General features: G+C 34.3%; 30 protein-coding genes. 26 read left to right on the top strand and 4 right to left on the bottom strand.

Going from position 1 to position 18,794, the window contains the following annotated elements; genetic code table 11:
• The first annotated feature begins 112 nt into the window (after positions 1 to 112).
• The 3 genes from ESZ26_RS17770 to ESZ26_RS17760 all read left to right on the top strand — a co-directional run bounded on the left by ESZ26_RS17770 (position 113) and on the right by ESZ26_RS17760 (position 1,661).
• Entirely contained in the window at positions 113 to 286 is a 174-nt protein-coding gene (locus tag ESZ26_RS17770; RefSeq protein WP_146800968.1) for a YqaE/Pmp3 family membrane protein, read from the top strand.
• A gap of 392 nt (positions 287 to 678) precedes the next feature.
• Positions 679 to 945, top strand: coding sequence for a hypothetical protein (locus ESZ26_RS17765; RefSeq protein ID WP_146800966.1), 267 nt, complete (start codon positions 679 to 681; stop codon positions 943 to 945).
• Between the two features lie 317 nt (positions 946 to 1,262).
• Complete coding sequence (locus tag ESZ26_RS17760) at positions 1,263 to 1,661, top strand: hypothetical protein (protein ID WP_146800964.1); 399 nt, start codon at positions 1,263 to 1,265, stop codon at positions 1,659 to 1,661.
• Between the two features lie 5 nt (positions 1,662 to 1,666).
• Here ESZ26_RS17760 and ESZ26_RS17755 read toward each other — a convergent pair whose 3' ends face one another.
• Positions 1,667 to 2,143: a hypothetical protein gene (locus tag ESZ26_RS17755; RefSeq protein ID WP_211361242.1), complete on the bottom strand. Its 477-nt coding sequence runs from the start codon at positions 2,141 to 2,143 to the stop codon at positions 1,667 to 1,669.
• A 305-nt stretch (positions 2,144 to 2,448) separates the two neighbouring features.
• Here ESZ26_RS17755 and ESZ26_RS17750 point away from each other — a divergent pair, with 305 nt between their 5' ends.
• The 23 genes from ESZ26_RS17750 (at position 2,449) to ESZ26_RS17640 (ending at position 16,332) form a co-directional block, all read left to right on the top strand.
• The gene (locus ESZ26_RS17750) at positions 2,449 to 2,652 is read left to right on the top strand and encodes a DUF3565 domain-containing protein (RefSeq protein ID WP_146800962.1); all 204 of its coding nucleotides are present in this window, start codon (positions 2,449 to 2,451) and stop codon (positions 2,650 to 2,652) included.
• 245 nt (positions 2,653 to 2,897) lie between these two features.
• Positions 2,898 to 3,437 carry a manganese efflux pump MntP gene (locus ESZ26_RS17745; RefSeq protein ID WP_146800961.1) on the top strand — a complete coding sequence of 180 codons (540 nt, stop codon included), beginning with the start codon at positions 2,898 to 2,900 and terminating at the stop codon, positions 3,435 to 3,437.
• Positions 3,438 to 3,575: 138 nt separating this feature from the next.
• Positions 3,576 to 3,917 (top strand): hypothetical protein, encoded by a 342-nt coding sequence (locus ESZ26_RS17740; RefSeq protein ID WP_146800959.1) that lies wholly within the window; start codon positions 3,576 to 3,578, stop codon positions 3,915 to 3,917.
• 1,352 nt (positions 3,918 to 5,269) lie between these two features.
• Entirely contained in the window at positions 5,270 to 5,803 is a 534-nt protein-coding gene (locus ESZ26_RS17730; RefSeq protein WP_146800955.1) for a DUF1569 domain-containing protein, read from the top strand.
• 189 nt (positions 5,804 to 5,992) lie between these two features.
• On the top strand, positions 5,993 to 6,211 hold the full coding sequence (locus ESZ26_RS17725) for a DUF6500 family protein (protein WP_146800953.1): 219 nt from the start codon (positions 5,993 to 5,995) through the stop codon (positions 6,209 to 6,211).
• A 119-nt stretch (positions 6,212 to 6,330) separates the two neighbouring features.
• Positions 6,331 to 6,846, top strand: coding sequence for a GrpB family protein (locus ESZ26_RS17720; protein ID WP_146800951.1), 516 nt, complete (start codon positions 6,331 to 6,333; stop codon positions 6,844 to 6,846).
• A gap of 250 nt (positions 6,847 to 7,096) precedes the next feature.
• A complete protein-coding gene (locus tag ESZ26_RS17715) occupies positions 7,097 to 7,525 on the top strand; it encodes a hypothetical protein (RefSeq protein ID WP_146800949.1) in 429 nt (142 codons plus the stop codon).
• Positions 7,526 to 7,647: 122 nt separating this feature from the next.
• Positions 7,648 to 8,013 (top strand): hypothetical protein, encoded by a 366-nt coding sequence (locus tag ESZ26_RS17710; protein WP_146800947.1) that lies wholly within the window; start codon positions 7,648 to 7,650, stop codon positions 8,011 to 8,013.
• A 505-nt stretch (positions 8,014 to 8,518) separates the two neighbouring features.
• Complete coding sequence (locus ESZ26_RS17705) at positions 8,519 to 8,836, top strand: hypothetical protein (RefSeq protein ID WP_146800945.1); 318 nt, start codon at positions 8,519 to 8,521, stop codon at positions 8,834 to 8,836.
• A 111-nt stretch (positions 8,837 to 8,947) separates the two neighbouring features.
• Positions 8,948 to 9,199, top strand: a complete 252-nt coding sequence (locus ESZ26_RS17700; protein ID WP_146800943.1) for a hypothetical protein — start codon at positions 8,948 to 8,950, stop codon at positions 9,197 to 9,199.
• A 131-nt stretch (positions 9,200 to 9,330) separates the two neighbouring features.
• Positions 9,331 to 9,681, top strand: a complete 351-nt coding sequence (locus ESZ26_RS17695; protein WP_146800941.1) for a hypothetical protein — start codon at positions 9,331 to 9,333, stop codon at positions 9,679 to 9,681.
• Between the two features lie 43 nt (positions 9,682 to 9,724).
• Complete coding sequence (locus ESZ26_RS17690) at positions 9,725 to 10,270, top strand: TlpA family protein disulfide reductase (RefSeq protein WP_170246415.1); 546 nt, start codon at positions 9,725 to 9,727, stop codon at positions 10,268 to 10,270.
• 80 nt (positions 10,271 to 10,350) lie between these two features.
• Entirely contained in the window at positions 10,351 to 10,545 is a 195-nt protein-coding gene (locus ESZ26_RS17685) for a DUF4177 domain-containing protein (RefSeq protein WP_070376757.1), read from the top strand.
• Positions 10,546 to 10,669: 124 nt separating this feature from the next.
• Complete coding sequence (locus tag ESZ26_RS17680; protein ID WP_146800937.1) at positions 10,670 to 11,002, top strand: hypothetical protein; 333 nt, start codon at positions 10,670 to 10,672, stop codon at positions 11,000 to 11,002.
• 99 nt (positions 11,003 to 11,101) lie between these two features.
• Positions 11,102 to 11,461 (top strand): hypothetical protein, encoded by a 360-nt coding sequence (locus ESZ26_RS17675; protein WP_146800935.1) that lies wholly within the window; start codon positions 11,102 to 11,104, stop codon positions 11,459 to 11,461.
• 270 nt (positions 11,462 to 11,731) lie between these two features.
• Positions 11,732 to 12,172, top strand: coding sequence for a GNAT family N-acetyltransferase (locus ESZ26_RS17670; protein ID WP_223271722.1), 441 nt, complete (start codon positions 11,732 to 11,734; stop codon positions 12,170 to 12,172).
• Between the two features lie 146 nt (positions 12,173 to 12,318).
• The gene (locus tag ESZ26_RS17665) at positions 12,319 to 12,732 is read left to right on the top strand and encodes a hypothetical protein (protein ID WP_146800931.1); all 414 of its coding nucleotides are present in this window, start codon (positions 12,319 to 12,321) and stop codon (positions 12,730 to 12,732) included.
• 183 nt (positions 12,733 to 12,915) lie between these two features.
• Positions 12,916 to 13,155: a DUF2798 domain-containing protein gene (locus tag ESZ26_RS17660; RefSeq protein ID WP_146800929.1), complete on the top strand. Its 240-nt coding sequence runs from the start codon at positions 12,916 to 12,918 to the stop codon at positions 13,153 to 13,155.
• Positions 13,156 to 13,259: 104 nt separating this feature from the next.
• Positions 13,260 to 13,787: a DUF1439 domain-containing protein gene (locus tag ESZ26_RS17655; protein WP_146800927.1), complete on the top strand. Its 528-nt coding sequence runs from the start codon at positions 13,260 to 13,262 to the stop codon at positions 13,785 to 13,787.
• 526 nt (positions 13,788 to 14,313) lie between these two features.
• Positions 14,314 to 14,460 carry a hypothetical protein gene (locus tag ESZ26_RS19300; RefSeq protein ID WP_170246414.1) on the top strand — a complete coding sequence of 49 codons (147 nt, stop codon included), beginning with the start codon at positions 14,314 to 14,316 and terminating at the stop codon, positions 14,458 to 14,460.
• A 153-nt stretch (positions 14,461 to 14,613) separates the two neighbouring features.
• Complete coding sequence (locus ESZ26_RS17650) at positions 14,614 to 14,850, top strand: hypothetical protein (RefSeq protein ID WP_146800925.1); 237 nt, start codon at positions 14,614 to 14,616, stop codon at positions 14,848 to 14,850.
• Positions 14,851 to 15,037: 187 nt separating this feature from the next.
• On the top strand, positions 15,038 to 15,754 hold the full coding sequence (locus tag ESZ26_RS17645) for a riboflavin synthase subunit alpha (protein ID WP_146800923.1): 717 nt from the start codon (positions 15,038 to 15,040) through the stop codon (positions 15,752 to 15,754).
• Between the two features lie 110 nt (positions 15,755 to 15,864).
• Positions 15,865 to 16,332: a GNAT family N-acetyltransferase gene (locus ESZ26_RS17640; protein WP_146800921.1), complete on the top strand. Its 468-nt coding sequence runs from the start codon at positions 15,865 to 15,867 to the stop codon at positions 16,330 to 16,332.
• A gap of 166 nt (positions 16,333 to 16,498) precedes the next feature.
• On the opposite strand, the gene ESZ26_RS17635 is transcribed toward ESZ26_RS17640, so the two are convergent.
• The 3 genes from ESZ26_RS17635 to ESZ26_RS17625 form a co-directional block, all read right to left on the bottom strand.
• Positions 16,499 to 16,681 (bottom strand): hypothetical protein, encoded by a 183-nt coding sequence (locus tag ESZ26_RS17635; RefSeq protein WP_146800919.1) that lies wholly within the window; start codon positions 16,679 to 16,681, stop codon positions 16,499 to 16,501.
• 194 nt (positions 16,682 to 16,875) lie between these two features.
• A complete protein-coding gene (locus tag ESZ26_RS17630) occupies positions 16,876 to 17,673 on the bottom strand; it encodes an MbnP family protein (protein ID WP_146800917.1) in 798 nt (265 codons plus the stop codon).
• A complete protein-coding gene (locus ESZ26_RS17625; protein ID WP_146800915.1) occupies positions 17,666 to 18,790 on the bottom strand; it encodes a cytochrome-c peroxidase in 1,125 nt (374 codons plus the stop codon). The genes ESZ26_RS17630 and ESZ26_RS17625 overlap by 8 nt, the downstream gene beginning before the upstream one ends.
• Positions 18,791 to 18,794 lie beyond the last annotated feature (4 nt).

Genomic DNA, 18,794 nt, shown 5'->3' with positions numbered 1-18,794 from the left:
TTCGTTAAGGATAGTTCGCCATTGCTCATGGCTTCGCGTTATTTTCATAAGTTACTCCAAATAATTGTTTGAAGTAACTTAACTTGATCACGAGTGAATATTTAGATGCACTTTGCCAGACGCTTACAATAAACTTATACATATTATATTAGCACTTTTATTACCACCTATTGCGGTTTTTCTTAAAAGTGGCATAGGAAAACATTTATTAATAAATATCGTTTTATGTCTCATTTTCTATGTGCCTGGAATTTTGCATGCGTTGTGGCTAATAACAAAAGAGTAGACCGGCGAATAAATACATAACAAGGCATTTGCACGACTAAATACCAGCGGGTTGCTGTTGGTGCCTAACAAATTTACCCGGCTAGGATACACTTTTTAGCTTGGTTATTTGGATATAAAAATTAGTTGTCTTAATAGCCTAAGAGTCTCTTTTTTCAATCATCAATTATATCAATCCTCGATTCTTTAAGTCTTATTGCTGTCTTTTGCGCTCTGGTTTACTCTGTATCCATTCCAGAATTATAATGTACGAGAGGTAGGAAAAGACCTTTAAAAGAATAAATAATAGCTAGCCATTTATTCTTTTATCATCTACTTTTTCAAGCAACTTTTTACCGCTCAACGTGGTATTATTTATCATTTTTTATTGTAAATATAGGTGTGTAATTAACTATGATTCAAAACATTATAGTAGTAGCGTTATTAACCGGCTCCATAGGGTTAATGCTATTGGTTATAGGTTCGATTTTTGCTGCAATTGTAGCTCTGGGAAATAAACAGCACTTATTTGGTTGGTCTGTGTTTTTGTGTTTTCCTCTTTCATTAGTTTATTGTGCTATGAATTGGGACAAAGCCGCATATTCTGGAAAAATGGTTTATTCAGGTGCTTTTTTGTTGGCATTAACGGCTATTATTTTGAAAACCGGTGGTGTGATTTAGAGAGTCACATAATAAGTTTTTAAACGTATGTTGACTGTTTTTTCTTTTGCGCCCGTTTAGCAACTGTTGCTTTATTCTTAATGGGTTTGTGTCGTATGAATAAGTATTGGCAGGTAACGTTAGTTTCAGATTTATTATGAGGGGAAGTTTATGTTTCCCCTCCTTGCACGGCTCAAGCTACTTATTATTTTTCGATTGAAGGTATTAATTATTATAGTATTGGCGTAAATACAACATAGCTGGTTTTCTGACGTTGTTCAGCATTTTAGCTAATCAATTTTTACCTGTTATGGGCTTTATATATTAAAGGAATGATATTGGAAATTTCAAAGTGTGTTGTATTAGCCTTTTTGTTATGTGGCTGTACTGTGTCCAATCATAATTTAAATAATGGGCCAAATGCCTTAGGTGGTGGGTTTTCAGACAATGAGCTTCATAAAGGGCTTTATTTTATTGTGGCAAAAACCAATTTTGCACCATGGAGTGACCATAAGGCTGCTCATAAAATATTTAATCGCAGAGCTACACAATTATGTGGTTCAGCAGATTTTACTTCAATTGAGCTTGTAAAAAGAGAGTTTGAACATATTCCCAGAGACCTTCCCCCTAAATATATCATTTCTCAAGTTAATGGTTATGTAATTTGCAAATCATCAAATTTGACTATTATAGAAGCTGAAAAATTAATTCAAGCTTCATATACAGAGAGCTTATAAATTGCTTAAACCGATGCTTTGGGTGAAGTGATTAATCTAGCTAGTCCCAGTCCAATTAATACGAATGCAAAAAATAAGATATGAAGCCACAATTTAGGACCAATTTCAGTGTTTAACTCAGATAAAGACGTTATTGATGTAAATTGTCCTGTGGTTATCAGTTTTACAAGCCATTCATTGGCAGGGGTTGCTGTAAGTGTCGTTAGCCACCCTAAAAAGGTTACTTGCGTAACACTTACTAAATATGAAGCGTTAAAGTTATAAATAATACTAGCAATAAACGTATAAAATACTGATACGCTAATATGGACAAACCATGATAATGCCATGGCGGTAGTTTCGTTATAATTACCTAAGTTTACATATGCTGATGCGTGTCTTGAAGTTAACGTAAGCATTCCAAATAAAGGTTGGATTACAATAAAGGCAATACTAGAAAAAATGCCAATTAAAAATATAGTGGTGAAATTTTTGGTATTCATTTGTTACTCTTGGTGTGTTTTGATAATGACTAGACATGTTTAAATGCTTATTAATTTCGAAGAAAAGTATATTTTTAGGTCGACGGCCTAACAACTTATGCTAAAAAGAAGATAACCTTGATTAATTTTACTGTGGCTATGATCTAAGCTAACTAGAATAGACTTAATCAGTGGTTGTTAACCGTTTTTGATCGTTAGTTTTTTTAATTAAAGCAAAATTTAATTCTTGGATGAATGCTTAGAAGTTTTTCGAGTATGTTAGTCACCGATTATTTTTTATCTCTGAAAAATTGTGAGCTGTATGAATGAATAAACCTATTGTTGGCTATCATAAAGATGAAGAAGATGATTGGGTCGCTGAATTACAATGTGGTCACTTTCAGCATGTCAGACATAATCCTCCTTTTATATGTCGCCCTTGGGTAATAACAGAAAAGGGGCGAAATTCTTTATTAGGCCACCTATTAAAGTGTAAAAAATGTGACTTAGGGCAGCCACCAGATCTATAATAACCTCAGCACTTATTCTCTCTACACTCGTTGGAGAAAATGAATGTTTAGTGAAGTTTCTAGCAAGTTTTATTGGTCTATTTAGTTGATAGATGAGCTCTTTTACAGCTATCGTATTAAGGTTCTGGCCTTGAACGTTAAAGCAATCAAACAGTGTCTCTTTCATTCTAGTCAACCGCGATTTATCTATAATTTATTTTTAATTTGGTGTTGGTTTTTTATTTTTTAATTTAATGGTCGAATTAATGATTGAAGTCTTAATTTTAGCTGTAGCATTGAGTATGGACGCTTTTGCTGTATCAATTGGTTTAGGTGCAAAGCACAATAGTAAAGTTATGCCTTTGGCATTAATGTCAGCAGTATATTTTGGGCTATTTCAAGGAGTGATGCCTTTATTGGGTTATCTTGGCGGTCGAGGAATACTAGGTTGGATTGAGTCTTATGCTACATGGCTAGCATTTTTATTGCTTTTACTGATCGGTATTAAAATGATTTATGAATCTTTTTCTGAGGGCATAGAAGAAGATATTGTTAAAGTAACTCATCGCGTTATGCTAATACTTGCCATCGCTACCAGTATTGATGCAATGGCAGCTGGTTTTACTTTTACCCTTTTAGCTGTAAATCCATTCGTCGCTTGCCTTATTATTGGTAGCATGACTTTTTTCTTTAGTTGGTTGGGTGTGTTCATCGGTTCTAAAAGTGGTACTTGGTTAGAAAGTAAGGCAGAATTTTTGGGCGGTGTGACTTTAATTTTAATAGGTATAAATATCTTGTTAGATTAGGAGCGGAATCAGCAGATAATAAGCTTTATAATAAGCGCTGAACAGTTGACTAGCTAAGCATTTTTTTTAGTCTAGTTAATGATTTTTGCCACTGAACATAGCATTGGCTCTATATTATCCCCATTGAGGTCAATAAAAATGAAAAGTACATTACAAAAAGTATCAGAGATTATCGCTAAGGCTAATGATTTGTTCTACAACAAGTTTGATAATGTTGATACATTGATGGGCATAATGGATAAAAATCTACGCAACCAAGGCATGAAAGCTGATGCGATTACTATTGATTGCATAGCCCAAAACAAGAAAATTGTTGTACTCATTTATGATGAGAAGCCTAATACTATAGTAATAGCATTGGGTAGCAAAGAAGGTGATATTTATTCATCGGCTGAATATGCACTAAATGAATTGTCAGAGGCTATTATTATAGACATTATGGAAAAAAATTTTATCCCACAAGAAAATTACACTAGCTAATTAAAGCTAAAATAGCCTTTTGCTCGCGCTAGCTAGCTAACTACGCTTAATCGCTTAACGGAGATTGTAGTTAATCACGGTGCTTATTAAATTATTTCCTGCTTGTTTCCGTTCTTTTTTGTGGTAACTTTAGCGCAGTAAATTGGCATTATATTTTGTTAGCCTCTTTGCGCCTAAATGGATTTAGTGCATATCGCTTAACTTCCTCTTGGTATTATATAAACTTAATCTTTGGATGAAAATTGAAATTCAATACGCTCTTACTATCGAGTATTTTCTTATTAGGGTGTCAACACTGCTAATTATTTTACCAGAGAAGACCATAATGCGAGTAAATTTGTCTTACTGGTAGCAAAAAGACAAAAGACTGGTTTTGATTTTTCCCGCATAAAAGAGCTTTCGAGTAATTCCGGTGATAGTAGAACTACTGCGAGAGTTATCGGTGACCAGGGCGAGGCAATACAGGTCTTAAAACTTGAAACAGTCAAGTTAGGAGGAGATGCCATTATTAATTATACTTGCTGGATTTTACCTGTAGATATTATCAATAACTGTTTGGCAACCAAAAAATGTCAAGGCGATGCGGTATCAATAATTTCTCAGTAAGGTTTATACATATTTTTGCAAAGAAAAACACCTTGCAAAGAAAATACCATTTATTTCATTCAACACTTTAATTAACATTCTGACGCTTAATATGGCGTTATACCGCTAGGAGTTTACTTGATTTCGCGACTTAACAAAAAAACTTTGATTCGATGGAAGGTCTACATAGATAGGTCGAAAATGTATATTGGATATGTACAGTTTCTGCTAATAATTTTTGTTTTTATCAAATCCCTAGGTGATAATTTTATTACTGAATTTGTATTTACAAGTCCAATGATTGCAGTTCCTATAATATTGATAACCTTTGTACTTTTGTCATTGATCATTGGTTATCTTGATTCTAGACTTGGCTTTCGTGAAGAAGAAATAAGAAACCATTCTAAATCTAACCCAGTGTTAATGGATATTCAGAAGTCTCTTGCAGAGCTAAACACTAGAATTGCTATAATGGAACAAGACAAAAAATAGAAGGAAGCTTAATGCTTTTTTATCTTGATGTTGATGGGTGAAAACCGAGTAGTCCAATGGGTAGACTTGAATAAAAATAATTAGATATTTAAAACAAAATTTTTAAATCAACCTAGTGTTGTAGTTATCTTCAGGTAATTTAAAATAATAGCAATAAAACAAGTTATTCAAGTTTCAGGGGATTTTAACTGTACTTTTTTATTGCACAGTAGTTTATAGCTTTTAGCTCCTAAACGTAACCTGCTATTGAAACACTCGCTCTTTAAGGATATGGAATGAAACGTAGGCAATTTGTTAAAGCTTCACTGTTAAGTAGTGGAGCTGTTATAGGAATAGGTGCAGGCGCATTTCTACTGATTAAAGAGGGCAATAAAGATAGCCTTACCGTCGATATGGCTTTAAAAAAGCTAGATGATTTATCTAATGAAAGCCTTATTCACCAGGGAGAATGGAACCCGTATCAAATATTTACACATTGCGCGCAAAGTGTTGAATTTTCAATGTCTCAATTTCCAGAGCATAAATCAGATTTATTTAAGAGCACTGTTGGTAAACTCGCATTCTCAATTTTTTTATCTAAAGGTAAAATGACACATGGGTTAGATGAGCCCATTCCAAGTGCTCCAATGTTTGCTAAAAATATCGATTCAACAATAGCTCTAAATCGCTTAAAAAAATCATTGCTCGATTTTAAGCGCTACCAAGGGATTCTTGCACCGCACTTTGCCTATGGTGAACTATCGAAAGAGGAGTATGAAATAGCGCATGTTATGCATTTATATAATCATCTTCAAGAAATAACGTCTTAACAATGCTGAGGTCAAGTCATTCTAATTGATGTTGAGTGCTTTATATGGTTTGTGTTTATTGAAGCTAAAATAAAAAATTTAACTGACTGACTAGGTCTTTGCATAGATTGATGCTTAGAAAAACTAAAGCCGTTGATATGCCTTATGGGCCTGTGGGTTAATGGTAAATTATAAGGTGATGAGTAAACAATGAAAACAGAGTTACGATTAAAAATTATCGACGTTTGTAATAAAAAAATAATAAATAAAGGTGATAACGTCGGACTGTCATTTTATGCCTTTTTTGCTAATAAAAATGAAACGCCTGAATTACTTATGGAAGTTGCAACATGGTGGATACAGACTCACAGATTAGATCATTTTGTTAAGGCGATTAAAATTAAAACTATGGTAGAAGATGGTATGTAATTGAAGATGACCAATCGCATAATCGACAATATTTACTCTCAATTTTTCCCGGTACTTAATATGATAACCGACTGTGACTTCCCGTTTGGTGAGGTGAAATGACAAAGGAACGACAAAGCATGAGTCAAGCGTCAATCGTTCTTAAAGCATATAATTCATCTTGGGCTGATAAATTTGCCGCAGAAAAAAAAGTGCTAATCTCTGTTGCAGGTGATTGGCTTTATGGTTCGGTTGAACATGTTGGTAGTACAGCTGTTCCGGGCATGATTGCAAAACCAATAATAGATATAATGTTTGGTGTTAAGTCTTTGGCACTCGCTGAACCTGCTATTATGGCGCTTACCCAAAATGGCTACAAATACTGGCCTTACAAGTCTGATGTTATGCATTGGTTTTGTAAGCCTTCTGATGAATTTCGCACACATCACTTACATTTGGTACCGTTTGAAAGCCCGATCTGGAATGAACGGTTAAAATTCAGAGATTTATTACGTTCTAACCCAATTATCGCTGAAGGATATGCAAATTTAAAACAAGAATTAGCCATTGTCTATAAAGAAGATAGGGATGAATACACTAATAAAAAGTGGCCGTATATTCAGCAAGTTTTATATGGAAATAAACTTACATCATGAAAATAATTTTATAATCAGTTTTACTTATCAGTGTGGCCATAGCGACATTCATCTTTGCATATACCTAGGCTTTAAAAGATATTGCTGACGATATTATTTTATTGTGCGTGCCGTAATTTTTTAGCCCGCTCTTATTTGCCACTAACAAAGTATTAAGGTTAAAATGGTATTATCGTTAAATTTCTTTTAACAGGAAGTGATATTGAAATACCTTAACTTTTTATTAAGTCTCTCTTTAAGTGCTTTTCTCATGAGTTGTAGCAACTTTCCGGTAAAAGCAGAAGTGAAAGAAAATCATTTTAGGTTTGAAAACTTTAAAAGAGACAATAGCTCGACTCTAGAATACGTTTACTTGATGTGTTCTCATCAAAAATTAACGGGTTGGGCAGAGCCCAAACAGTATGTCAGTGGTTTTCATGACTTGTGGGTTAAAGCTAGTATTTCAGAACGCTATGTTCCCACTAGTCGCAGAGTGGCATTCGTAAACTTTAAAGTTCATTTAGATGCTAATAAAAGTTATATGCTAAACCGGCAAGTAGTTGACGACAAAGTTTCACTCTGGATACAAGACGTAGATAGTGGCTTGAGTGTTTCTGACGTTTTAACCTCGGATTTAAAAAATCCATTGTGGATAGTCAATTCATTACGTAAAAAACAATGTGAGTCTGGTTCAGTATAGCCTTAAAATATAGGTAATCGACAAACAACAGTTCGCAGTTGTTGTAATTATCGAAATAGTCGCGGGGTAGTTCACTAGCCCATTTTTAATATCCACTTAACGTGGTGTTACGAGTAAATTACATGAATAGATTCATCATTTTATTGTTAGCGATAAGCTTATTTGGTTGCAGTAAATCAGTAGATATTCAGTTAGAACCACAAGCGCAGATGTTTCTTAGTAAGGATATAAAACAGCAAGTTACCATTACTAAGCAAGATGCAGTCTATGTAGCGTTGAACGACTGGCTGCGTACCCACCAAGCAGGTTGGTATGCTACTTCTGGTCGTTTTCCTGGCGGAGTCTACATTAAGTCAGGAAATTATGGTTTTCAGGTTATTGAGTCAAAAGTTGTTATTTATTCGACACTCGGTAACGAACCAAAAGCTATATATATCCAAGAGATAAATAAGGGTGAGTTAAGTACAATACTAAATTTGGCCAAATAAACGTATCAATAAGATCTTATGTAAAAGTTATGATTATACAAACTAAAGTATTTTATCTATTTTTCATGCTCTACGAACCCAGACATTGTTGTCTATCAGCAACTGGGTGAGATGTTAGCTGATAATTAACTCTTTCGTAAATAAGCCAGTGAATACGCTTTACCAGCGAGGCAAAATGCTAATGGTATAAGATTAACGCAAAACTGCAAAAGCATGAAGTGGCTTTTGCTAGTATTGAACTTGTATCATTATTTAGCGACCACGCTTCATGTATAAAATCAAAAGGTCGGCGTATTAAGAAGTAATGCTAATTTAGCATTAAGTTACAAAATCACAGTGGGTTGCTTTTTTTAAATGTTTGAGCCCATCAATTCTTCACATAATTAGGCGTTAGGTATCTGATGAAAATAGGCTCTGTGATCCTAGTGTTTTTGATTGCTTTAATCACATTCATAGCAATGAATATGAGTGTAACCATGGGGATATCGTCATCAAATATTTATTTATGCTATTACTGTTTTCTTCACCTACCTTTGCAGACGATAAAATATATGAAGGCCACTATACTTATGGAGATGAAGTTTCAATTTTTAAGGCCTGTGGAAAAGATAAGGTTTACTGGTTAGCGGTATCAGGGTTTGTTTTTTCAGACGTTAAAGTATTAGCTTTAGCGAGTGATGAACCTTATATGCCTGTTTACCTTAAATTTCGTGGCCATGAACATTTCGAAGAAGTAGACGGTTATCAAGCTAAATATGATTTTCAAATTCATGTCAGTGAAGTCAAAAAATTCAGTAAAAAAATACCTGTTTTTTGTAAATAAACGCACAATAGGCATTCATTTAGACAAAGAATCGTTATTATAATCTACTCAATATTTTAGCTAAGTATTTATTGCCTATTAATGGGCATTATCAGTAAAGGTACTAACTATATGAACGCGTGTGAATTAATAAACTTATTATCTGAAAAAGGGACTGAAGATCTATCAACTTCATTACAATGGATCAAACCGATACCTGAAGACGGTGCCGCTTTAATTGAGAAAATAGATATGGCCTTAAATATTGTTAAGTTTTCTCAATCTAGACAAGCTGAATATGGAGGGATAAAATCTTCAAACAATCACTTAGACTCTCTCATACGCTTAAGGTCTGAACTTAAAAGTATTCTTGAGAAAACTTAAAGTAAACTTAAACTTAACGCTAATAAATTAAATAGGGCAGGCAATAACATAAATAGCTGCGCTATTAATTAGGTGTTTTAGCTAATAATATTATTACTCCCTATTGAATGGGGGGGAGCAAAGGAATGCAAATGATTAAATTGAATCTTTATAAATATATTAAAGTCTTATCATTAATTAGTTTAATAGCCGTTACTTATAAATATTGGGGGTTTGGTTTTTGGGAAGCTATTATTGTTTTGCTCCCTTACCTGCTGGTGTTTGTGCTTGCAAATCAAGACGCCTATAGTAGCCCATTATTAATAGGGTGTAGGACGATAGCTGGTGTTATTGTTTCACTGTTATGCGCAGCATTGTTATTTGGCATAACGCCTTCGGCTCAAGCAGGTATTGGATTTATGTTTGGTGTCGTTATTCAGTATGGTGTTATTTTCGTGAGTGAAGCACTCATCGGTTTATTCACTTATCAGGCTGAAAATTGATAATACCGGTTAAGCAGCACTCAATAAACATTGGAGTATGACGTTGAAAAAATGGATATTAATTTCTTTACCTATATTATTCTTTATTGGCTTTGCTGGGGCAAACTACCTGGGCTTTTTATCGCCATCATTTTCATCTGTCGTACACAAGCCCATTCAAAGAATAGATTTAATAGACCTTCAAGGAAATCGTCATTCTTTTGATGAGCTTAAGGGCAGCGATACCGTTATTTATTTTTTTGCTTCGTGGTGTACCCCTTGTTACAAATCTTTAATGACGCTAGAGCAAGTGACCGCTAATAAGCAATTACCCATTAATTTATTAGCGGTTGCCTTGGACGAAGATATTGATGAAATTAACCGCATGTTAATTAAAACTGGGTTTACCGGTAAAGTGTGGATTGCTAGTGAGGGCACAATGGCCTTGCAGAAGCGTTATTTTGGAAACGAAAGGCGCGGTGTTCCTTATGTAGTAAAGCTTGATAAAGATACAAATATTATCGAGAGAAGCTATAAATTAAACCAACTGACTCAATGGCAAGCAGTTTTAAGAGATGGTGTATCTTTAAATAAAATGAAGAGCTTATAACCAATAATTTAAGAGGGTTAATAAAACTACTGAGTTAAGTTTTAGGCCGGCATTATTAAATTAGGCTGAGGATAAAATTGATGAAACAGTACAAATATAAAATAGTAGATACCAGAGATGTCGAAACAGCAGGACTGTTTAAAGGGAGAAAACGAGAAGATGTTGAAAGTTATCTCAATACCCTTGGCAGTGCTGGCTGGGAACTGGTTAACGTAGACTTTCGTGAACTTGAAGGTGGTCTTGAGTTCGCAGGTGTAATGAAAAAGGAAATTTAGGGCATTTATGGGTCTAGAATACTTAACAGGTTATTTATTAGGACTTCTGCCGCTGGCTACGTTACTTAACTTCGTTGTATTATTTACCTTACATTACTTGGCATTATAAAAAATAGAGAGTTGGGTGGAAAATTCAAAAACGAGAGCTGCAATAAGCTTTAGGTTCAATCGATTAGATAAGATGCAAGCTTTTACACTCGAGCGAGAGATACAAGGGGCATTGCGCGATGAAAACGTTGAAAATAATGTTTATGTTGTTTGTGTACCCTTAACTGAAACTAACTTTGACGACATTAGTGATTATTATGTCCGACAAAGAGTTAATATTGAAGACTGTGATATATTTGTATCGGTTTGCTCGGATTCAGGTACCAATCTCTTTGATATACCAATGATAGTAAATCGTATGTTAAAGTATATCGATTGTAAATTAACCTTTGCTTTTACTGTCTTATAAAGCTTTTAAAACAGGTAAATCAAACGGATAAATAACCGTTGAGTGATCAGTCCACGATAGACTGCAACTTTAGCGACCACCTAACGGTAGAGGAGTTGAATGAAAATATTATCATTAATAATATTAAGTTTGTCTTTTTCTTGCGCTGCGGCGGAGGATTTCTTAAATAAGTATGCGGTTGATATCGATAACTTGCTTATTAGTAAACTCTTACCCGTAAACGAAATTGATACGCTTACCAATAAATTTAAACCGTCTAGTACTTTAAATTGTGCTGTTGGCAGTCGTGTTTACTCGCTAGATGAGCAGTTAAAATTTAAATTTGAAAATGGTCAGTTAAGAGTTGTCTCAAGTTTTATCTCAACGGGTAATATAATATCTTATACACCATTAAGAGCATTAAGTGGTTTTGCATTTCGTCCCGCTTTATTCAAAGGGTATTATTTTATTTCTGAGTGATTTTACGATATAAGTCATGAGTGTTAAGTGTCTGTTTTATAGGTTTATTCCAAAAAATAAAAGCCATTAATTGATTTTTTTCAATTACTTAAGTGGGTCGAGTTAAGTTTAGGCAGAAGCTGAAATAGTTTTTGATGGGTAAGTGTTAAAAAATCATAATCGATAGAGTAGATAAAAATTATTAAAAATTTAAATTTAAATTCAAATTCAGATCGTATCGAATTAATATCATCATCAGCTGCTCATCTCCATATTGAACTTGCAACACCCTTGTTACTTGCTGAAAAATTAAACGCATCTGTTTCAAGCGATTGGCCTAGTGGTGAATATGACCGAGATGCAATGGAGTTTTTTCTTTCTTGTTTTGAAAAAGGTGGTGAATTGGCTGAAGGTTGGTATGGCTGGTATGCTATAAATATTACTGTTTCAGGAGAAAGAACTCTCGTGGGGTCAGGCGGATATTTTGGACCCCCAGATAGTAATGGAATAGTTGAGATTGGCTATTCTGTGCTACCTAGTTGGCAATGTCGTGGCTATGCTACAGAAATTGTTAACATGCTCATTTCTCATGCTTGCTCCTTCGAAGAAACCAATAGTATTATTGCTCATACAGCACCAGAAAATATAGCGTCTAAAAAAGTGTTGATTTCTAATGGTTTTAGGGAAGTTGCAATGAATGATGGTATGCTGAGTTTTGAGTATACTCGTTAGATTTATTGCTTTAATTTCAATTGATATTTTAGGTAAAACAAGCGCTTTATAGTAGAACGACTAAATTTGTTACGATGAGTTGTGCGATATATTTTAATAAACTAATTTATCCCTTTAAGCTGGGGATGTTTAAGGAAATTACCTTTATGGATTTAATCAAAATTATATTACCTATCGCTTTAACGACATCGTTATTGTGTCATGCTGAACAGACTCCGTTAGAGCGTTCTTTATCGCAAGAGTTAACTAAGGCTGTTACTAAAATTAACGCTAAAGGTGCTCAAATAATTGATGAAGAAACAAGACTTGATTACGCAGCAACATTCAAAAATTTCATCATTTATAATAATACTATGATCAATTACACCGCCGAACAACTTGACGTACAGGCTTTTGAGCCTATTATCGAGGAAGTGTTGATAGGGACATTATGTGCAAATAAAGCACTGAAAAGTTTTATCGATTTGGGGGTGATAATGGTATACCGCTTTCATGGTAAAAATGGCTTATATATAACGGAACTTTCAAAGGATATGTCTACTTGTAAAAAAACACAATAAGCCTATACAATGACAAACTATAGAGGCTTTTATCTATGCGTGTATTATAAATAGTGAAGTTACAAGCGAAGCTAAACTAAACACATAAACCTTGGCTTTATCCTACAAGCTAAAAAGTCAGAAAAGTCTTACTTTCAAACTCAGTAAAACGCTGGGCCTTAGATCAATTTATGAGTATATAACATGATTTCACCTAAACATCACAAAGTCGTATTTTCTTTTTTTATGGCGTTACTTATGTCTTGTATTATGTCTTTTGTTATCAGTGTTTTTAACGTAGGTCTGGTGACAAATATCGTTTCTATATGGTTACAAGCCTGGAGTTTTGCTTTTATCATTGCATTTCCAACTATAGTGATTATATCTCCAATGGTACATAAACTGGTTAGTCTTGTTTTACACGAAGAAAAAAACAATAGTTAACGTATTATTAACACGTAAATATCAGTTGGTTTTTATTGCTCTTTTGCTTATTTTAGCCAAGTCATTCTCCCGTTTAAAGTGTTGTTAGCGTTCAAGGAAAAGTTATGTTTCGAATTATTATTATTATTATTTTATCGCTACTAAGTCAGATTGCCGTTGCGTTTGATTACACACAAGAAATCACTGAACAAGAAATACAAGAAAAAGTATCAGCTTTGATGCCAATAGAAAAAAAGAAATACTTTGTCACTGTTAAAATATCAAATCCTATAATAGCTTTACTAAAAGCAACCGATGAAATAGGTATTCGTGCAAATATCGACGCCAGTGCTCCTGGTGGAATTAAGGGCAGCGGTGAAGTCATGATTAAAGGTACATTAGATTATGACCCTGAGAAAGGTGAGTTTTATTTTAAAAATCCTACAATTATTAAGTTAGCCATTGATAAAATACCTAAAAGTTTCACCCCAAAAATACAAGATATCGCACAGGCCGCGCTTTCAAAAATGATGGCTGTCTATCCAGTTTATAAATTTAAAGATGATAATTTAAAGCACAAATTAGCTAAAGCAGTATTGAAGTCATTAGCAGTAAAAGACGAAAAATTAATTATTACCCTTGGAGTCTTTTAGACTAATAAGTAATTCAAATGATCAAAGAGTTGTCTAGTGCTAGTTACTGTTGAAAGAGCCAACTTATTTTACGTTTATAAGCTGTTAGGTTTAAGCGCATTCAATAATACTTAATAGTAGAGATGTATTTATAGATTTAACACTATGGATGTTTTTAGCTATCAGTGGCTTAGCTAAAAAAGCATTAATGAAACGAGCGAGTGTTGGGCTACTAGCAATTTTTTTCGGTATGATAAGCCTAGTGGTCAGGGTTTTTTATCTAAATTTCAACTGATTTAACCTCCTCTAAATGGCAGATTTGGGGTTTATTTTGACATTAGATTTACCATTGTAGGTTACTTAATGTAATGTAAAGGTAACAAGTTAATTACTAAGGATAAAAAAACTTATATTTTGGTCTGTATTACCGAGTTAAAAAATATTATGCCTTAATTTTATCTATTATAGTCGCAATGAAGAGCGCAATTTTTTGGGGAATCCCGTATTATTAGTGCCAGAATTTTAAGTTATCCAGAGGAGAATACGAGTGGCTAAGCAAAATTACTCTTTCGAAAAACGTCAGAAAGAAATAGCTAAAAAGAAAAAAAAGGAAGAGAAGCGTTTGAAAAAATCAGCTGTAGACGATAAACCGTCAGAAGATGAGCAATTTATCGCAGAAAATGACGATAACTAACGGCTCATAGCTTTGCACTTTAATTAATTAAAGAAGTTGAAATAAGGTTGGCTTTTCTTATTACTTACAAATTTTAGCCAACTATTTCAGCTTATAAACCCTGTGTATATCGACAAGCGCAACCGTACTGTATTTATTATGGTGAGTCATTAAATGAAAAAACATTATGTTATTATTTTTAGCGTTTTCTTTTTACTCACAGGTTGTGCCTCCAGTTCAGAACTAAATAAAAAAGCTCATAATAATGCCAAGGCTGGCGATTACTATGAATCTATTGGTCAACCTGAGGCAGCTAAAGAAGAACGAAAGATGGCTCGAGAGAATCTTCAAGATTCATACCGTATTGACACCCTCTTATTTGATATATTATTTGGCAACAGCGACAAATAAAGTATGATTTTTGATATTTAAAATTAAATAGCAGACCATAGCTTCAAACTATTCAACATTTTACACACGATTTGATCCCCTTGAGTGATGACAATAAACTGATTGTTCTTGCTTAATCTACAATTTTGTTCACTGCTTAGTGATGTATTAGGCCTAAGTAGTGTTGTTAATTAAAGAAGAGATATTTATGTTTACAGGAATAATTCAATCGATAGCTGAGATTATCGATATTACAGATAAAAAGGGTATCAGGACTTTTGTTATCGATTTCAATGAAGGTTTTTGTACTGATCTAGAAATCGGCGCAAGTGTTTCTGTCGACGGAGTGTGTCTGACTGTTACCGAATTAGTGTCTGAAGTTAGGGTCAAGTTTGATGTAATGTTACAAAGCCTTTTAATAACGACGCTCAGCGAATATCGAAAAAATACTTGTGTCAATGTTGAGCGAGCAGCCAAAGAGGGGGCTGAAATTGGTGGTCATCCTTTGTCGGGCCATGTGGACTTTAAAACCCCAATTGTCAGTATTACTCACATAGAAGATAACTATTGTATTCGTTTAGGTTTGTCAAAGGAATGGAAGCGCTATGTCTTTTCTAAGGGATATATTGCTTTAAACGGTGCTAGTTTGACTATTTCTCAAGTAAATAAGAAAGAGCAGTGGTTTGAAGTTTGGTTAATTCCTGAAACTCGCAGGATGACCGTTTTTGAAGCTAAGACTGTTGGCGACAACATCAATATAGAAATAGAACGTGGCACTCAAGTCGTTGTCGATACTTTGCGCGATACATTAGAAGAAAATCTAGGGGATTTACTGCCGTTATTAGAGAAAATTCTCTCCGAACAAGGCGTTGACATTAATTCGTTAGGGCATAATGTTAAATCCTCAATAAATAAAAATAGCTAACAAGACAAGTGAATAAATTGAGCTAAAATAGTAAGCTATTACTAGTGATATTAGTCGTTGGAAATGGCTAAATATTTAAACGATTGTTAATGGATATTTCGAGTATTTGTATGGCTAATGAACTAGTAATTAGGAGAGCGCAGCAAAGTGATCATTCGTTTATTTTTGAACTTTCACCTGTTCTCGCAGACGTAGCTCAGTTATCTTGGCATTCTGACGATGTGATTCAAAAAATGCAACTTGATTATATTTCTGAAATGCTTGCTGATTCATTACAACCACAGGTTACCGTCATTGCTGAAAGAAATGGTGTCTTTTTGGGCTTTATCCATGTTAGAACTCATAAAGACAGTATCTCTGGTGAGGTGTGTGGAACAATACCACTGTTGGCTGTTTTACCTCAATCACAGGGTTTAGGTGTTGGTAAAAATTTAATTGAGTTTGCTGAAAAATGGTCTAAAGATTTAGGATGCCGGTTATTGCACCTGGAAGTTTTCGCTAATAATAAAAAAGCAAATGGCTTCTACCAAACGTTAGGTTTTAAACCTGAAACGGTGCAGATGATTAAACCTATATAGGTTGTTTTATTTTCAAAACGTAGTGACGCTGCTTTGTTGGTCACTACGTTTATTGAGTGTTTTGAAAGCGGTTAATATCATTTGATAGAACTTAAGCTAAGCCGCTTTATGAATCTCAGCAGTTTTATTGAGTGTCTTAAAAGCGACTGTGATCATACTCATCTTGCTATATTTCAGTTGCAGAAGCTACTTTCGCATATTCATAGTTAAATGCTCTGACTTTCTTACCTGAGTCAGCTATAAATTCGACAGTGGTTGAACGGGGTAATATCAATATTGCCTCGTATTCTTCACCTTTTAAAAAAGTGTCATTGCCGCATACTAGATCTTGAGTTAATTTTATCCGCATTACTAATCTTCGCTATGTTAAATTAATTTAACTTATCATATCATCTTTCTCCAAACATATTAGTGCAAAAATTCGTCAGACTGATTTCAATAGGAATTTTGGCTAATATCGCAGAAAAAAGTTAATTATTTTATCGCCAAGCGGACTTATCTAGATTAAAAACACGGCACTTATAGGCAGGTAACCTAATTAACCTAATTAACAATATTAACAATATTAACAATATTGATAAAGTGATGAAAGCCATAGGCAATTTTTTTAACATCGTCAGGGGCAAATTTCACCTGTGAAATTTCAGACATGTCTATATAGTTAATCTTCTGCTTTAATGGCGTTTTAGCTAGACTTTTACCCGTAATGCTAGTTTTTTGAAATAAGCGCAGTAGGTCTATTTTGAAGTTTATCACGCCATCATTTGAAATTTTTTCATCCGTTATATCAAAATTTAGTACGGCATAACTTTCGTCGAAACCAATATGGTAGACTAAAGGGATTTGTTTATCTTCGATGGTTAACTTACCTTCAAGCAAGAGAAACTTATACCCCACTTGCCAATTCCAGGCCATGCGACTATTTGGATCCAAGTCACCAGTAAACATGATGGTGCCATTCGCTTTAGGATCGACACCAATACCTAATGATAACGTTTCAATGTCTTTAATTTTGATTTTTGGAATTAGGATTTGATCAAAGCTGGTGCCGCCATCAAACCTGATAAGATGATAGCTGTTTAGTTCACTGATACTGCTTGTTGAATATTTAACAGTAATATTACTGATGAATAATTGAAAGTCTGTTATTGAAAAATCACCACTTCCACCAGGGTTTTTATAGCTTTGGTGATGCAACACTAATGGCTGATTACCGACATAGGGATGAAAGCGTAATATTAAATCTTTAGGTAAAGGCCGATACCCGTCCACAGCAACAATAGCGACTATAGCGACACTTAATATTATCAAAATCATAGTCAGTTTATTATATTTAACCATTGTTATTTTCTTCCGTAAAAGGATTTGAAAAAGCTGGGTTAGTCAAGAATTCTTTATCAGTTAACGTATGCAAAAATGCAATAATCGCTATTATTTCATCATCATTGAGGTTTAAGCTGATGTGGTTTTTTTGTGTTTTTGGAATATTGTCAGCTTCTATAATTAATGGACTCAACGTTTTACTTCGTTTAATGCCGCCATTGTAATGGGCTAAAACGTCTTCTAAAGTAGTAAAGCGTCCATCATGCATATAAGGTGCTGTAACCGCTATGTTTCTTAATGTTGGTGCTTTGAATAATCCTCGGTGTGCCTCATTGTTTGTCAGTGTAAATAACCCCGCTTGTAATGCTTGATCATCGTCTAAGCCATTATTACTAAAACCATCAAACATTGTGCTAAAGCCACCTGTCAAAAATTGGCTGTGACAATCAATACAATTACCTCCACGTAATATTACCTTAGTATCAGGATGTGCCATAAAAAGCTTACGGCCCTGTTCTTCAATCGATGAAAGTGTTAATTCACCGCGTATATATTGGTCATAGCGTGAATTTGATGAAATTAACATTCGCTGAAAATTAGCTAGGGCTTTAGCTATGCCTTGTGCGCTTACTTCTCCAAAGGCTCGTTTGAATAAGTCTCTGTAAGTATCATCATTGTTTAAATCAACGAGTAAATCTTCGATATTACGGCTCATTTCATCTAAGTGTTCTATCGGCTGTATTGCTTGATCTTCTAGAGATGGAGATCGTCCATTCCAAAAAAAATGCTTTGGTCCCCACATTAAATTTACTAGGCTCATCGAGTTGAACGCCAGTGGTTTTCCTGAAACACCTACTGAGGTTTTTAAACCGTCAGTAAACGCTAATGGCTGCTTATGACAAGTAGCACAAGATACTTGATTATTACTGGATAATAAGGGATCGTAAAAAAGTCTTCTACCAAGTAATACAGACTCTTGGGTTAATGGATTATTTTGTGGCACCGTAAAACGACCAAACACAAATGGCGCGGTGAATTCGACAAGATGGGTCGCGGGTTTTTTATTATTGATGTAGTAAATAGTTGACGCTATAAATATAGGGATCAATACGCCAACTACTTTTGCACTTTTCATCAAT

The organism is Colwellia hornerae (assembly GCF_007954355.1).
Lineage (GTDB): Bacteria > Pseudomonadota > Gammaproteobacteria > Enterobacterales > Alteromonadaceae > Colwellia_A > Colwellia_A hornerae.
The sequence above is the reverse complement of the archived record's forward strand: the minus strand, read 5'-3'. Positions and strand labels throughout refer to the sequence as shown.

Bases quoted from the DNA above. Each gene is read 5' to 3' on its own strand.
- ESZ26_RS17765 (WP_146800966.1), top strand. From the start codon at position 679: ATGATTCAAAACATTATAGTAGTAGCGTTATTAACCGGCTCCATAGGG.
- ESZ26_RS17755 (WP_211361242.1), bottom strand. From the start codon at position 2,143: ATGAATACCAAAAATTTCACCACTATATTTTTAATTGGCATTTTTTCT.
- ESZ26_RS17750 (WP_146800962.1), top strand. From the start codon at position 2,449: ATGAATAAACCTATTGTTGGCTATCATAAAGATGAAGAAGATGATTGG.
- ESZ26_RS17745 (WP_146800961.1), top strand. From the start codon at position 2,898: ATGATTGAAGTCTTAATTTTAGCTGTAGCATTGAGTATGGACGCTTTT.
- ESZ26_RS17740 (WP_146800959.1), top strand. From the start codon at position 3,576: ATGAAAAGTACATTACAAAAAGTATCAGAGATTATCGCTAAGGCTAAT.
- ESZ26_RS17730 (WP_146800955.1), top strand. From the start codon at position 5,270: ATGAAACGTAGGCAATTTGTTAAAGCTTCACTGTTAAGTAGTGGAGCT.
- ESZ26_RS17725 (WP_146800953.1), top strand. From the start codon at position 5,993: ATGAAAACAGAGTTACGATTAAAAATTATCGACGTTTGTAATAAAAAA.
- ESZ26_RS17720 (WP_146800951.1), top strand. From the start codon at position 6,331: ATGAGTCAAGCGTCAATCGTTCTTAAAGCATATAATTCATCTTGGGCT.
- ESZ26_RS17715 (WP_146800949.1), top strand. From the start codon at position 7,097: ATGAGTTGTAGCAACTTTCCGGTAAAAGCAGAAGTGAAAGAAAATCAT.
- ESZ26_RS17710 (WP_146800947.1), top strand. From the start codon at position 7,648: ATGAATAGATTCATCATTTTATTGTTAGCGATAAGCTTATTTGGTTGC.
- ESZ26_RS17705 (WP_146800945.1), top strand. From the start codon at position 8,519: ATGCTATTACTGTTTTCTTCACCTACCTTTGCAGACGATAAAATATAT.
- ESZ26_RS17700 (WP_146800943.1), top strand. From the start codon at position 8,948: ATGAACGCGTGTGAATTAATAAACTTATTATCTGAAAAAGGGACTGAA.
- ESZ26_RS17695 (WP_146800941.1), top strand. From the start codon at position 9,331: ATGATTAAATTGAATCTTTATAAATATATTAAAGTCTTATCATTAATT.
- ESZ26_RS17685 (WP_070376757.1), top strand. From the start codon at position 10,351: ATGAAACAGTACAAATATAAAATAGTAGATACCAGAGATGTCGAAACA.
- ESZ26_RS17675 (WP_146800935.1), top strand. From the start codon at position 11,102: ATGAAAATATTATCATTAATAATATTAAGTTTGTCTTTTTCTTGCGCT.
- ESZ26_RS17665 (WP_146800931.1), top strand. From the start codon at position 12,319: ATGGATTTAATCAAAATTATATTACCTATCGCTTTAACGACATCGTTA.
- ESZ26_RS17660 (WP_146800929.1), top strand. From the start codon at position 12,916: ATGATTTCACCTAAACATCACAAAGTCGTATTTTCTTTTTTTATGGCG.
- ESZ26_RS17655 (WP_146800927.1), top strand. From the start codon at position 13,260: ATGTTTCGAATTATTATTATTATTATTTTATCGCTACTAAGTCAGATT.
- ESZ26_RS17650 (WP_146800925.1), top strand. From the start codon at position 14,614: ATGAAAAAACATTATGTTATTATTTTTAGCGTTTTCTTTTTACTCACA.
- ESZ26_RS17645 (WP_146800923.1), top strand. From the start codon at position 15,038: ATGTTTACAGGAATAATTCAATCGATAGCTGAGATTATCGATATTACA.
- ESZ26_RS17640 (WP_146800921.1), top strand. From the start codon at position 15,865: ATGGCTAATGAACTAGTAATTAGGAGAGCGCAGCAAAGTGATCATTCG.
- ESZ26_RS17635 (WP_146800919.1), bottom strand. From the start codon at position 16,681: ATGCGGATAAAATTAACTCAAGATCTAGTATGCGGCAATGACACTTTT.
- ESZ26_RS17630 (WP_146800917.1), bottom strand. From the start codon at position 17,673: ATGGTTAAATATAATAAACTGACTATGATTTTGATAATATTAAGTGTC.
- ESZ26_RS17625 (WP_146800915.1), bottom strand. From the start codon at position 18,790: ATGAAAAGTGCAAAAGTAGTTGGCGTATTGATCCCTATATTTATAGCG.